The organism is Sporosarcina sp. A2 (assembly GCF_050858885.1).
Taxonomy (GTDB): Bacteria; Bacillota; Bacilli; order Bacillales_A; family Planococcaceae; genus Sporosarcina.
In genome coordinates, this window is record NZ_CP193898.1 from 2841576 (window position 1) to 2855253 (window position 13678).

A 13678-nucleotide genomic window follows, 5' to 3' on the forward strand; every position below is an offset into this window, starting at 1 on the left:
CATTGCTCTGCCGTAAGAAAGGATGAGAGAAATGAAATTACTCGACCGATTAAAAAATGAAGTTCTAACAGCCGATGGTGCAATGGGAACGTTACTCTATGCGGAGGGTCTCGACTTCTGCTATGAACAATTAAATATAGAAAAGCCGGATGTTATTCAAGGAATTCATGAACAATATATACTTGCAGGCGCTGACATTATCCAAACGAACACATATAGTGCAAACTCCTACAAATTAGCTCGTTACGGGCTGGAGCATCGAGTAAAGGAATTCAACGAAGCGGGAATTACGATCGCAAAGCGTGCTGCTTCTATCGGTGGTCAGTATGTACTAGGTACAATTGGCGGAATCCGTAGTATCCGTAAGAGCGACGCAACAATCGATGATGTACTTTCCATTGTCCAACAACAAGCGGAATCGCTGCTAGCTGGCAATCCAGACGGCTTATTACTCGAGACTTATTATGACTTCGAAGAACTATCTGCTGTCGTTAAGCACCTTAGAAAACAGACAGATATCCCACTGATTGCCCAAGTCTCTATGCATGATCCCGGTGTTTTGCAGAACGGATTACGGCTGAATGACGCCTTACAACAGTTAGAAGCACTTGGTGCAGATGTCGTAGGAGTAAACTGTCGGCTTGGACCATACCATACCATCCAAGCCTTTGAAGGGGTGGAACTTCCGAAAAAGGCGTTTTTATCCGCCTCTCCAAATGCGAGTTTGCTGGATGTCGAAGATGGCAGGATCGTCTATGTCTCTGAAACAGATTATTACGGCCGTGCTGCTCGATTACTTCGAGATGAAGGTGTTCGACTGATTGGCGGATGTTGTGGAACCACTCCAGCACACATCGTTGCTGTAAAGGCTCAATTAGCGAACCTGGCACCGATTACCCAAAAAGTCGTAATCGCACAGAAACCGATTGTTATTCGGGATGCAGAACCCACACGCTACGAGCCTTTGCATTTAAAAGTGAAGCGCGAACGCACCATCCTAGTGGAGCTGGATACGCCACGTCATTTAGAAACAGCAAATTATTTTGAAGGCGCACGCCAACTTCAAGCTGCTGGCGCGCACGCTGTAACAATGGCAGATAACTCACTCGCTTCTCCAAGAATTAGTAATCTAGCGATGGCATCATTAGTAAAACATCAAGATGATGTACGTCCCCTCGTACATATCACGTGCAGAGATCATAATTTGATTGGTTTGCAATCTCACTTAATGGGGCTGGATGCTCTTGGCATTCATGATATTTTAGCGGTGACAGGCGATCCTACAAAAATAGGAGATTTCCCTGGTGCAACAGACGTTTATGACGTATCGAGTCTTGAACTCTTCCAGCTGATCAAAAAGCTCAATGAAGGGATTTCATTCTCAGGTCGTCCCCTTCGAAAGAAAGCGAATTTTTCAGTGGCGGGAGCATTCAATCCGAACGTCCGAGTGCTCGAACGCGCTGTGAAGCGTCTCGAGAAAAAAATTGAATGTGGCGCAGATTATTTCATCACACAACCGGTCTATACGAAAGAGAAGATTATTGAAATCCATGAAGCCGTCAAACATTTGGATACCCCGATCTTCATTGGCATCATGCCATTAACAAATATTCGTAATGCCGAGTTCCTGCACCATGAAGTACCAGGCATTAAGTTGTCTGAAGAAGTATTAGAGCGGATGCGCTTATGTGGAGACGACCGAGAAGCCTCCACTGCAGAAGGAATTCAAATCGCTCAGGAACTCATTGATACAGCAGCATCTTTGTTCAACGGGATTTACTTAATTACTCCGTTTTTACGCTATGACATGACTGTTAAACTTGTGCACTACATTAACCAGTTTGACGCTACTGAAGAAAGAGAGGTGCACCATGTCACAACTACACATTGAAAATGAACTGAAACAACGAATTCTCGTGATGGACGGCGCGATGGGTACGATGCTACAAAACGCAGACCTGACATCTGATGATTTCGGTGGCGAACTCTATGAAGGATGCAACGAGTATTTGAATTTGACGAAGCCAGACGTCCTAACTCGTATTCATAGAGAATACTTGGAGGCAGGCGCAGATATCATCTGTACGAATACATTCGGAGGTACACCTGTCGTATTGGATGATTATGACCTAGGTCATCTGGCAGATGAAATCAACCGACGTGGTGCAGAACTTGCGCGTGCTGCTGCAGATGAGTTTTCGACACCTGGGCAACCCCGTTTTGTTGCAGGTGCCATGGGTCCAACAACAAAGACACTTTCAGTAACAGGTGGGATTACATTTGACCAGCTAGCTGAAGATTTCTATGTTCAGGCAAAAGGGTTAATTGAAGGTGGTTCGGATTTACTTTTAATGGAAACGAGTCAAGATATGCTTAACGTCAAAGCGGGTACGATTGGAATTCGTAGAGCTTTTGAAGAAACGGGTCGAGAACTACCCGTGATGATTTCAGGAACGATAGAACCGATGGGAACAACGTTAGCCGGACAAAGTATCGAAGCATTCTATGTATCTATCGAGCACATAAAGCCATTATCCGTTGGATTGAATTGCGCAACGGGACCTGAATTCATGACGGATCATCTACGATCGTTATCTGAACTTGCGACTGGATTTGTAAGTTGTTATCCAAACGCCGGATTGCCAGACGAAGATGGACATTACCATGAGTCCCCTGAATCCCTTTCAAAAAAATTGGCTGGCTTCGCTGAAAAAGGCTGGTTGAACATTGTCGGTGGTTGTTGTGGAACGACACCTGCACACATCGTTGCGATACGAGAAGTCGTGAAGGGTAAAACACCTCGTGCGCTTCCAGAAGTAACTCACGGCCATACCGTCTCAGGTATCGAACCACTTTTATATGATGAAAGCATGCGACCGATTTTGATTGGCGAACGTACCAATGTCATCGGTTCCCGTAAATTCAAGCAACTGATTGTAGATGGCAAGATTGAAGAAGCCGCTGAAATCGCTCGTGCCCAAGTGAAAAACGGAGCACACGTCATTGACGTTTGCCTTGCTAACCCCGATCGTGATGAGCTGACAGACATGACTGAATTCATGAAGGAAGTGGTGAAAAAGATTAAAGCGCCACTAGTCATTGACTCAACGGACGAAAACGTTATTGAAGAAGCACTAAAATACTCTCAAGGAAAAGCGATTATTAACTCCATTAACTTGGAAGACGGTGAAGAACGTTTCGATGCTGTGATGCCGATTGTGAAGAAGTACGGAGCTGCGGTCGTCGTTGGTACGATTGACGAAATTGGAATGGCCGTGACCCGTGAACGGAAATTGGAGATTGCCAAGCGTTCATATGACTTACTGACGAACAAGTGGGGACTTGCACCTGAAGATATCATTTTCGACCCCCTTGTATTCCCTGTCGGTACTGGTGACGTTCAATATATTGGTTCTGCAGTTGAAACGATTGAAGGAATCCGTCTCATTAAAGAGCATCTGCCCCGTGCACTAATAGTTCTAGGTGTCAGTAACGTCTCATTCGGACTTCCGCCAGTTGGACGTGAAGTATTGAATGCCGTGTATTTGTATCACTGCACACAAGCAGGACTCGATTACGCAATCGTCAATACGGAAAAGCTGGAGCGTTATGCATCTATTCCACAAGTTGAGAATGATATGGCAAACGCATTGTTGTTCACAACAACGGATGAAACACTTTCGACATTCACTGACTTTTACCGTGGGAAAAAGAAAGAGAAAACTGAAGACGATATTCCGAAAACGGTTCCTGAACGTCTTGCCTATTATGTAGTAGAAGGAACAAAAGAAGGACTCATTGCCGACTTAGATGCCGCAATGAGTCAATACGATGAACCTCTAGATATTATTAATGGCCCGCTCATGACTGGTATGGCTGAAGTTGGCCGACTGTTCAATACGAATCAGTTAATCGTTGCCGAAGTGCTTCAAAGTGCTGAAGTTATGAAGGCTTCTGTCTCCTATTTGGAACAGTTCATGGAGAAAAAAGAGAACGATAATGGAAAAGGGAAAATTGTACTTGCGACTGTAAAGGGCGATGTACACGATATCGGTAAAAACCTTGTTGAGATCATACTCAGCAACAATGGCTTTAAAGTCGTAGATATCGGAATTAAAGTAACGCCTGCACAGCTGATTGAAGTCATCCGGAAAGAAAAACCCGATATTATCGGGCTATCTGGACTTCTTGTGAAATCAGCCCAACAAATGGTCATCACTGCTCAAGATTTCAAATCTGCTGGAATCGATCTACCGGTTATGGTAGGTGGCGCTGCATTAACACGACGGTTTACGGATACGAAAATCTCACCGGAGTATGATGGCCCAGTCATTTACGCGAAAGATGCGATGCAAGGATTGGATCTCGCAAACCGGTTACAAAGTAGCGGAAAAGACGCACTTCTCCTTGAACTCGATCAGCAGTTGGAAAAACGTGCTACCAATGACGCTATCAAAGCTGCGAAAGCAGCTGAGCAGGTTGGAGTTGCTGTGGCGGTCGCTCCAAGACCCGTTAAAACGGTACGTACGGATGCACCGATATTCATTCCGAATGATTGTAGAAAACGAGTGCTCCGGGATTACTCGGTTGCCCACTTATCTCCTTACGTCAACATGAGGACGCTAATTGGACATCACTTAGGACTACGTGGATTTACGGATTCAATGCTACAAAAACGGGATCCTCGTGCAGTAGAACTACATGAAATGACGACTGGATTCTTAGAGTCGGGAAAACTTGGAGCTTCAGGATTGTATCAATTCTTCCCTGCCCAAGCAGATGGCGATGATGTCATTATTTATGATCCACAAGATAGAAAAACTGAAATCGAACGTTTTACATTCCCTCGTCAACAACAGGATCCTTTCCTCTGTTTAGCTGACTATTTGAAAACTGTAGGTAGTGGTGAAATGGATCATGTTGCATTCATGCAAGTGACTGCGGGTCACGGCGTTCGTGCTGAAGCTGAACGTTTGAAAGCGGAAGGGAAGTTTCTAGAAAGTCATGCCTTCCAAGCCACTGCGTTAGAACTAGCAGAAGGTTTTGCGGAACGGGTGCACCAAGAAATTCGAGATCAATGGGGCTTCCCGGACCCGACCGATTTCACAATGAAGGATCGGTTTGCAGCGAAATATCAAGGTCAGCGATTTTCGTTCGGCTATCCTGCCTGTCCGAACTTAGAAGATCAGACGAAATTGTTCGGGTTGTTGAAGCCTGAAGAAATCGGCGTACATTTGACAGAAGAGTTCATGATGGAACCCGAAGCGTCGGTGTCCGCGATTGTCTTTGCACACCCCGATGCGCGCTATTTTAATGTTGAATAGATAAAACATAAAAGATCCTACAGGCGAGTGGAGTCACTCATACCTGCAGGATCTTTTCCTACATTATCGTCTTCCCCAAGGCATTGGTCCCGGTCCCATAGGAGGTCGTTGAGAACCCCATTGCCCCATTCCTGGTCCGTAGCCAGGCATTGCTTGAACCGTTTGCCCCATCATTGTTTCATTCACTTCTGTGTAATAGTGGCGAGGAATTTGGACAGTGTGCTGGCGATTAACGTTTACAAATGGATGAACGACTGGTAGTTCTTGTGGACTGAACGTATCGTGAAATCGATATTGCGTTGGGCAGATTACTGGCTGAGCCTGATTACCACAAGGTTGCATCTGTGGCATCTGTTGTGGTTTCATACAGCGGTTGTGATTGTGCATCATCTTATCACCTCCTCCCTCCATTACATGCAAGCTACTAATTTCGACACGGGCTCTCGCCTTGGTTCGTATGAAATTTGATGAAAAACATCTAACTCCTAGTGTGGATTTGAGGCTTGCAAGGGGATTCGGCTATTGCGGGCTCGTTTTTTTGAGCTTGGGCATTCGCAATTGAGGCTCGAGCGCTCGCGTATTCCTCTGGCTTCCGCGCGCAACGCACTCTCTTCTGCCCGCATTTCAGCTTCTTCTAGAACCCCGAAATATTTATCTGACTAATCTACTAATTAATGATATACTCTTCTGGATTGTTACTATTTATGAATGGAGTGGTCGAAATACTTATGAAATCTCGCAAGCCTCCTTTGATGGTAGATTCCTTATCTGCTGCTATTCGAAGGATTGTACCCAATCATGAAAAAGAACGTTTTTTGCAGTCAAGATTGGCTGCCATTCAAGCTGGGTACGCTGGAGAATTGGTTGAAGATCGAATCTTTGAGAACTACGAGTTTTCGTTTCCTTATATGATTTTTCATGATCTTGCCTTGTATTCCAGTTCTCAATTTCAAATAGACACTTTGTTTATAACTTCTTCTCACGCAGTCGTGCTCGAAGTAAAAAACATTGCCGGTGCGTTGACTTTGAGAAACAATCCTCCACAACTGATTCGAACCCTGGAAAATGGACAAACCGCTAGCTTCGAGAGTCCTGTCTCTCAACTGCAATGGAAAATTGAATTACTTCAAGATTGGTTTGCTCATAAAGATATTCACTTGACCGTCATAGGAGCAGTTGTCCTGGCACTCGCCAAACATCCCGTTTCTGCAGAATCAGCAGAAGTAACGTTTCTATATCCAACCAGAATCCCCTCGTATCTCCGGCGTTTGTCATCTCCCCCATCTGAACTACGTCCCCAACAGTTCTCCTTACTGAGTGAGCAACTACTGCAAGGTCATCGTGATTTCATCCCTAAATCTATTTGCGAAAGTTATACACTGACCTCCTCTGATTTTAGGAGCGGCTTTTTTTTGTAAGAAATGCAATACTCCTACTATGATAAAAACACGCTTGTCTTGGCGCTGTTCTATTTGTGAAAAGTCCAGCAAAAACGCAGGTAGTCTAGCTGTATTTGAATGGTTTCTACTATTTGGCGGAGCGATGTCCAATCAGCAGCTCCGCAAATTTCTTCATTTGACGAATGGTCATACGGCCTACCGGATTTTACAGAAATTCGAGTTCGACAAAACGGGTGGTAGCAAGAATCGTAAGTATCTCCATACCCCGTATCGTGATAAATCATCTATACTTTAAATACTATGTATTGAGTAATAAGTTCCTTGAGAAATCTTAATGGTCTCTAAAAAGTTTCCAATCACGCACAACAAAAAAACCTTCCAGCAGGAAGGTTTTTACTGATAGTCTCGAGGAAGTTCTTGTTCATCGAATCCCTTACTTTGAATTGGATTTTCCTGAGGATTGAAAAATTGACTAAAGTCAGGGGCACCTTCTCCAATCATGTGCAACATGGCAATGTGATCCATATCACTGCGCAAGTTCATTTCGTCTGGATGAATGTTTTGACGTTCCACTAAGATCACCTTCCCTTACTAGTATTCCAGAGACGGGACAGCCAATCGTGAAGCGTTAAATAGTTTAAACGATATCAATTTCTCTCATATAGTTTAGCATACTTCCGCACCACCGTACAGAGTATTCAGTCTATTATATGCGAAATCTTTTAGCTCTGCTTGTTTCAGCTGATTTGTTTTCGGATATAGTAACTAGTAGATATAGCTATGATAGCGAGGAGGCGTATTAATGAAGCGCACTGTATTATTCGACGGGGAATGTAATTTCTGTGATGCTAGTGTCCAATTCATAATAAAAAGAGATCCTTACGAGTATTTCCAGTTTGCCTCACTTCAAAGTGAAACTGGCCAGCAACTTTCACGAGATTTCGCGATTCCAGAAGATGTTGACAGCCTAGTTGTTATTGAAAACGGCAAAGCGTACACGAAATCTAGTGGAGCACTACATATCGCAAAGAAGCTAGATGGATTGTGGCATCTTGCGTTTTTGTTCATCCTTATACCATCACCTATTCGCGACGGTGTCTATGATCTTGTTGCACGTAATCGATACAAGTGGTTCGGTAAGAAAGAAGAGGCTTGTATGCTCCCTACACCTGCCGAACGTAAGAGATTCATCTGAATAAGACGGCACCCCTATTATAGGAAGCCGTCTTTTGTTATGTCTGTAACTCTGTAACTTCTTCTTTAGTATTATGTCTGTAACTCTGTAACTTCTTCTTTAGTAAATGCGCGTGAACGGGTGAGAAACCGTTTGCCTTCCACTCCTTCAAGTGAAAACATACCGCCTCGTCCATCCACGACGTCTATGATGAGTTGGGTGTGTTTCCAGTACTCAAACTGACTGCGCAACATATAGAATGGCACGCCACCAATATGCCCGAGAAGTACATCCTGATCCCCTACGAGCAAATCTCCATCCGGATAACACATGGGAGAAGAACCATCACAGCATCCACCTGATTGGTGAAACATTAAACAACCATGTTTCTGTTCGAGTTGTTTGATGAGCGCTAATGTTGCTTCCGTCGCAATAACCCTCTCTGTCATTGATTACTCCCCTCTTTCATACGAATTGCTTAGAAGAAGCCCTGTTTCTGTTCACTGTAGCTGACGAGCATATTTTTCATCTGCTGATAATGCTCTAGCATCATTAAGTGGTTTTCGCGACCGATACCCGATGCTTTATATCCACCGAACGCTGAATGCGCAGGATATGCGTGATAACAATTTGTCCAAACACGTCCAGCTTCGATTCCACGTCCGAAACGATACGCGGTGTTCATGTCACGTGTCCAAACGCCTGAACCGAGTCCATATAATGTATCATTGGCGATTTCAAGTGCTTCCTCTTTTGTTTTGAACGTTGTAACTGCAACGACCGGTCCAAAAATTTCTTCTTGGAAGATACGCATTTTATTGTGACCTTTGAAGACAGTTGGCTTCACGTAATAGCCATCCGCCAAATCGCCTTCCAGCTTATTTTGCGCACCGCCTGTCAGACATTCCGCGCCTTCCTGCTTACCGATATCCAAGTACGACAAGATTTTTTCAAGCTGCTCTGTAGAGGCCTGTGCTCCCATCATGACTGTAGGATCTAGTGGATTCCCAACTTTAATTGCTTCCACGCGCGCCAAAGCCTTTTCCATGAATTTATCATAAATCGATTCTTGGATTAATGCTCGGGACGGACATGTACACACTTCTCCTTGGTTCAAGGCAAACATTACAAAACCTTCTACAGCTTTATCTAGGAAATCATCGTCTTCAGCCATTACATCTTCAAAGAAGATGTTTGGCGACTTGCCCCCTAGCTCGAGCGTAACCGGAATGATATTTTGAGAAGCATATTGCATAATCATTCGGCCTGTCGTTGTCTCACCAGTGAAGGCGATTTTTCCGATTCTCGGATTGGATGCAAGTGGCTTTCCAGCTTCTAGGCCGAATCCGTTTACAACGTTCAGGACACCTGCAGGTAGTAAGTCTTCGATTAATTCTACAAGAACGAGAATCGATGCTGGCGTTTGCTCAGCAGGTTTGAGGATAACGCAGTTCCCTGCAGCAAGTGCAGGTGCGAGTTTCCAAACCGCCATGAGGATCGGGAAATTCCAAGGAATAATCTGTCCGACGACTCCAATTGGTTCATGGAAATGATACGCGACTGTGTCATTATCGATTTGACTGACGCCGCCTTCTTGTGCACGAATAGCAGACGCAAAGTAACGGAAGTGGTCAATGGCTAACGGGATGTCCGCATTCAATGTTTCACGGACTGCTTTCCCATTTTCCCACGTTTCAGCAACTGCAAGCATCTCTAGATTTTCTTCCATTCGATCTGCAATCTTCAATAGTATGTTTGAGCGCTCTGTCACCGATGTTTTCCCCCACGCATCCTTTGCTGCGTGAGCTGCATCCAATGCGAGTTCAATATCCTCTGCAGTGGAGCGTGCCACTTGAGTAAATACTTTCCCTGTGACGGGCGTTGGGTTATCAAAATATTCCCCGTTGACCGGTGCAGTCCACGTACCATTTATGAAATTATCATAGCGTTCCTTAAAATTCACCTTTGCGCCTTCTGTATTCGGGTTTGCGTAAGCTTGGTTTTCAACTTGTTGTACCATTTCCATTCCCCCCATATCTGCAAGTTTAGTAGAAAATCGGTGCATGTACATTGCACACATGTCCACACTATGTTGAGTTGTCTCGTAGCATGAAAATGTATGCGCCTTCAATTCGGAATAAAAAAAACAGTTTGTTGCCACTTCATCGTATCTGACTAGTTTGACTATTACAATTTTATTTTAAAATAGCATCAATCTTTACTAGTAATCTTTCGTTCATACCTCCGTAATAATTTGTTCATAACTTCGAGTTACACTTGCTTTAACAACCAGAACAAAAGGAGAGATAGACAATGAATACATCTAAAAGTAAATGGCTATTATCCACAGTAGGTGCAGGCGTTCTCGGATCTGCATTGACACTTGGTGTAGTTACGAATACAGACATTTTAAAGCAAGATAGCGGACTTCAAGCTACCACACAATCAGAAAATTCTACACCCTATAATGTCCAAAAGACAGCTTCAACCACTCAAAACTCATTATCAGACATGGTAGCAGACGCTTCAAAAGCCGTGGTAGGAGTCGAAAATTATCAGTCTGCCGGTAATCGTTTTGCGGGCTCGTCTGAATCTCAAAAAGCTGGTTCAGGCTCCGGAGTCGTCTTCAAAACTGAAGGTGCTGTTGCGTATATCATCACGAATAATCACGTCATCGAAAATGCATCCAAGATTGGAATAACTACAGCAAGTGGCAAAGAAACGGCGGCTGTACTCGTTGGAACAGATCCCCTTACTGATCTAGCGGTACTTAAGATTGATAAAAAGTTTGCAGAAGGCATGTTGTCATTCGGAGATTCTGAGAAACTACGTGCAGGTGACGCAGTTGTTGCAATCGGGAATCCACTCGGGCTCGACTTCTCAGGCACTGTTACACAAGGGATTGTTAGCGCTCCGACTCGTTCGATCGACGTGGATACGTCTGCTGGAAGTTGGGAGATGGATGTCATTCAGACAGATGCTGCCATTAATCCCGGTAACAGCGGAGGCGCATTGCTGAATGCTTCTGGAGAATTAATCGGCATTAATAGTTTGAAGATCGCTCAAAACGGCGTTGAAGGATTAGGCTTCGCCATTCCAAGTAATGATGTACAACCACTTTCTGATAAATTGATGAAGGATGGTAAAATCGAACGTCCTTACATCGGAGTAGGCCTTGTCGATCTTGCAGAAGTCCCTGAAATGTATGTGCAGGATATTCCTGAAAATGTAAAAGGTGGCGTCATGGTCAGCAATGTGGACCTTAGTTCGCCTGCTGGTAAAGCTGGATTCAAAGAACAGGACGTTATCACTGAAGTGAACGGGAAAGCAATCGACTCTTCTACTGCTTTACGAAAAGTCCTCTACACGGATTTAAAGGTTGGTGAACAAGCGAAGTTCACCATCTATCGGGATGGTAAACAGCAAATTGTAGACGTGACACTCTCGAGTAATGCCGACAGTAAGAAATAAGTTGTTAACTGGCTGTCCAGATACCTGTCACTTAGGTTCTGGACAGCTTTTTTGCACTGGTCAAATGAGTTGCATGAAAAGGCATTACCCGATAGTTTTAACGTAAAGGAGGCGAATTTCGTTGAAGATTCTTGTCATTGAAGATAATGAAAGTGTGTCACAGATGATTGGATTGTTTTTTGAAAAAGAAGGCATTGACGGTGAGTTCGTCATGGACGGAAAACAAGGTCTGGTTCGTGCTAAACAAGAAGCATGGGATTGCTTGATTATCGACTGGATGCTCCCTTCGATGGATGGTGTGACAATATGCAGATCACTTCGAAAGTCAGGAGACGATGTTCCCATTATTATGCTCACTGCAAAAGACGGTGAGTCCGATCAGGTACTTGGTTTAGAGATGGGTGCTGATGATTATGTAACGAAACCATTCAGCCCCCTTGCACTAATGGCACGCATAAAAGCAGTGACTCGTAGACGTGTGACACAAGATTCCGAGACGAATTCAATGCTTGAGACAGCCCATTTCCGTGTAGATGAAAACGCCCGTGAAGTGTTCGCAGACGGAGTGGCTATTGAAAACTTAACTCCTAAGGAATATGACTTGCTGGTCTTTTTCATCCGCCATCCAAAGCAAGTTTTCTCGCGAGATCAGCTGTTGGAACGTGTATGGGGATTCGATTTTTATGGAGATGACCGGACAGTAGATGTGCATATTAAAAGACTCCGAACAAAAATCTCTAGAATCGGCGCAACAGTACTCCACACGGTCTGGGGAGTCGGCTACAAATTTGATGAATCCGTTGAGGAATCTTCATGAAAGTAAATTACTTCACTCAGCAGTTAGTCAGTCACGTGAGCGTCATTGCCGCAGCGGTTCTTCTAGTTGGATTGCTTTTTTCGCATTTCTTTGAGCAATACGTCTACGACACGAAGACGGACGAACTTGCGGAATACGGGCAAGCACTTCTGACTGACATCGATCGCAGTCCGAAGCCTTCTGAACAGACGTTACAATCATTCGGCCAAGTGTTGAACAGCCGAGACATCCAGTACAGTTTGTTCGATGAAAACTCTAAAATCATCTACTCGACTGGGCTCAAAACACCGTTGATCGAACTGAACGAGTCGGAATGGGCGCAGCTTCAACGTGGGAAAGCCGTTTCTGTACGCCAAGAACAGAGTCGGTTCGATCACGCAGTCACGTTTGTCTTGCTGCCATATTTCCAAGGTCCACAGTTTATAGGAGGTGTCCTACTCACCTCTCCTATTGAAGGACCTCGTGAAATCATTACGCAGATGAACCGTTATTTAGTCTACGCGGCTCTCACTGCATTTGCAGTCGCTGTCATTTTAAGCGGTCTGCTTTCGATTTATCACGGTCGACGCATTAAGCGATTGCGCTTGGCAACAGCGGCGGTTTCTGCTGGCGACTATACGATACGAATTCCTGAAAGTAGTCGGGATGAAATCGATGCACTAGCGACTGACTTCAATGCGATGGTCAATGATCTGTATACATCTCACGAGGAAATTGAAAATCTGGAAAATCGCCGCCGCCAGTTCATGGCAGATGTCTCCCACGAACTCCGGACACCACTGACGACCATTCGTGGCACGATTGAAGGATTGCGGAGTGACTTAATCTCTGAAAATGAAAAAGATAAGGCGTTACAACTTGCTAGTGGAGAAACTAAACGGCTCTTACGCCTCGTCAATGAAAATTTGGATTACGAAAAAATCAGATCCAACCAAATCACATTAACTAAACAACCAATTAGAATACTGGAATTGTTCGAAGTTATCCGTGAGCAATTGGAGCCTGCTGCTGAACAGCGTGGTACAACCATTGATGTGCATGCGCCTGAAACACTGACCCTTCATGCTGATTACGATCGGCTAACACAAATCCTGTTGAACATTACAAAAAACAGCATTCAGTTCACTGAAGAAGGAAAAATTTCCTTACTGGCGAAAACAGATAGTCACAACGTGATTCTAGAGATTCAAGACACAGGAATCGGAATGGATGCAGAAGAAGTAGAAAAGATCTGGAGCCGTTTTTATAAAGCTGTCGACTCAAGAACCTCAAATCCTTATGGAGAGTTCGGACTAGGCTTATCCATTGTGCGTCAACTTGTCCTATTGCACGGAGGGACGATCGAGGTTAAAAGCAGTAAGGGATACGGTGCATTATTTACAATCCGCCTTCCTAGAGAATCTTTTTGACTCTGCATTAACACTTGTACTTTTTAAAAAAGTTCTACAACATCCGTTTCTTGCCAAGACTCCCCATGATACACTAAAGAAAT

Annotated in this window: 12 protein-coding genes; 8 read left to right on the forward strand and 4 right to left on the reverse strand. The window is 44.3% G+C overall.

What is annotated here, in order from left to right; genetic code table 11:
- Positions 1-31 precede the first annotated feature (31 nt).
- Positions 32-1891: a bifunctional homocysteine S-methyltransferase/methylenetetrahydrofolate reductase gene (locus ACRPI0_RS14490; RefSeq protein ID WP_432353443.1), complete on the forward strand. Its 1860-nt coding sequence runs from the start codon at positions 32-34 to the stop codon at positions 1889-1891.
- Positions 1872-5324 (forward strand): methionine synthase, encoded by a 3453-nt coding sequence (gene metH / locus ACRPI0_RS14495; protein WP_432353444.1) that lies wholly within the window; start codon positions 1872-1874, stop codon positions 5322-5324. The genes ACRPI0_RS14490 and metH overlap by 20 nt, the downstream gene beginning before the upstream one ends.
- A 63-nt stretch (positions 5325-5387) precedes the next feature.
- Here the strand turns inward: metH and ACRPI0_RS14500 are convergent, their stop codons facing one another.
- Entirely contained in the window at positions 5388-5714 is a 327-nt protein-coding gene (locus ACRPI0_RS14500) for a hypothetical protein (protein ID WP_432353445.1), read from the reverse strand.
- Between the two features lie 314 nt (positions 5715-6028).
- On the opposite strand from ACRPI0_RS14500, the gene ACRPI0_RS14505 reads away from it, so the two are divergent.
- Both ACRPI0_RS14505 and ACRPI0_RS14510 read left to right on the forward strand, forming a co-directional pair.
- The gene (locus tag ACRPI0_RS14505) at positions 6029-6742 is read left to right on the forward strand and encodes a nuclease-related domain-containing protein (RefSeq protein WP_432353446.1); all 714 of its coding nucleotides are present in this window, start codon (positions 6029-6031) and stop codon (positions 6740-6742) included.
- 19 nt (positions 6743-6761) lie between these two features.
- Positions 6762-7019, forward strand: a complete 258-nt coding sequence (locus ACRPI0_RS14510; RefSeq protein ID WP_432353448.1) for a hypothetical protein — start codon at positions 6762-6764, stop codon at positions 7017-7019.
- A 98-nt stretch (positions 7020-7117) separates the two neighbouring features.
- Here the strand turns inward: ACRPI0_RS14510 and ACRPI0_RS14515 are convergent, their stop codons facing one another.
- Positions 7118-7297: a hypothetical protein gene (locus tag ACRPI0_RS14515; protein WP_432353449.1), complete on the reverse strand. Its 180-nt coding sequence runs from the start codon at positions 7295-7297 to the stop codon at positions 7118-7120.
- Between the two features lie 229 nt (positions 7298-7526).
- On the opposite strand from ACRPI0_RS14515, the gene ACRPI0_RS14520 reads away from it, so the two are divergent.
- Positions 7527-7919, forward strand: coding sequence for a thiol-disulfide oxidoreductase DCC family protein (locus ACRPI0_RS14520; RefSeq protein ID WP_432353450.1), 393 nt, complete (start codon positions 7527-7529; stop codon positions 7917-7919).
- Between the two features lie 71 nt (positions 7920-7990).
- On the opposite strand, the gene ACRPI0_RS14525 is transcribed toward ACRPI0_RS14520, so the two are convergent.
- On the reverse strand, positions 7991-8347 hold the full coding sequence (locus tag ACRPI0_RS14525; protein ID WP_432353451.1) for a DUF779 domain-containing protein: 357 nt from the start codon (positions 8345-8347) through the stop codon (positions 7991-7993).
- 29 nt (positions 8348-8376) lie between these two features.
- A complete protein-coding gene (adh, locus tag ACRPI0_RS14530; RefSeq protein ID WP_432353452.1) occupies positions 8377-9918 on the reverse strand; it encodes an aldehyde dehydrogenase in 1542 nt (513 codons plus the stop codon).
- A 293-nt stretch (positions 9919-10211) separates the two neighbouring features.
- Here adh and ACRPI0_RS14535 point away from each other — a divergent pair, with 293 nt between their 5' ends.
- From ACRPI0_RS14535 to ACRPI0_RS14545, 3 genes are all read left to right on the forward strand, one after another.
- Positions 10212-11369: a S1C family serine protease gene (locus ACRPI0_RS14535; RefSeq protein ID WP_432353453.1), complete on the forward strand. Its 1158-nt coding sequence runs from the start codon at positions 10212-10214 to the stop codon at positions 11367-11369.
- 121 nt (positions 11370-11490) lie between these two features.
- The gene (locus ACRPI0_RS14540; protein WP_432353454.1) at positions 11491-12186 is read left to right on the forward strand and encodes a winged helix-turn-helix domain-containing protein; all 696 of its coding nucleotides are present in this window, start codon (positions 11491-11493) and stop codon (positions 12184-12186) included.
- Entirely contained in the window at positions 12183-13595 is a 1413-nt protein-coding gene (locus ACRPI0_RS14545; RefSeq protein WP_432353456.1) for a sensor histidine kinase, read from the forward strand. Before ACRPI0_RS14540 ends, ACRPI0_RS14545 begins: the two co-directional genes overlap by 4 nt.
- Positions 13596-13678: the final 83 nt, after the last annotated feature.

Coding starts and splice junctions, on each gene's coding strand:
- ACRPI0_RS14490 (WP_432353443.1), top strand. CDS start 32: ATGAAATTACTCGACCGATTAAAAAATGAAGTTCTAACAGCCGATGGT.
- metH (WP_432353444.1), top strand. CDS start 1,872: ATGTCACAACTACACATTGAAAATGAACTGAAACAACGAATTCTCGTG.
- ACRPI0_RS14500 (WP_432353445.1), bottom strand. CDS start 5,714: ATGATGCACAATCACAACCGCTGTATGAAACCACAACAGATGCCACAG.
- ACRPI0_RS14505 (WP_432353446.1), top strand. CDS start 6,029: ATGAATGGAGTGGTCGAAATACTTATGAAATCTCGCAAGCCTCCTTTG.
- ACRPI0_RS14510 (WP_432353448.1), top strand. CDS start 6,762: ATGATAAAAACACGCTTGTCTTGGCGCTGTTCTATTTGTGAAAAGTCC.
- ACRPI0_RS14520 (WP_432353450.1), top strand. CDS start 7,527: ATGAAGCGCACTGTATTATTCGACGGGGAATGTAATTTCTGTGATGCT.
- ACRPI0_RS14525 (WP_432353451.1), bottom strand. CDS start 8,347: ATGACAGAGAGGGTTATTGCGACGGAAGCAACATTAGCGCTCATCAAA.
- adh (WP_432353452.1), bottom strand. CDS start 9,918: ATGGTACAACAAGTTGAAAACCAAGCTTACGCAAACCCGAATACAGAA.
- ACRPI0_RS14535 (WP_432353453.1), top strand. CDS start 10,212: ATGAATACATCTAAAAGTAAATGGCTATTATCCACAGTAGGTGCAGGC.
- ACRPI0_RS14545 (WP_432353456.1), top strand. CDS start 12,183: ATGAAAGTAAATTACTTCACTCAGCAGTTAGTCAGTCACGTGAGCGTC.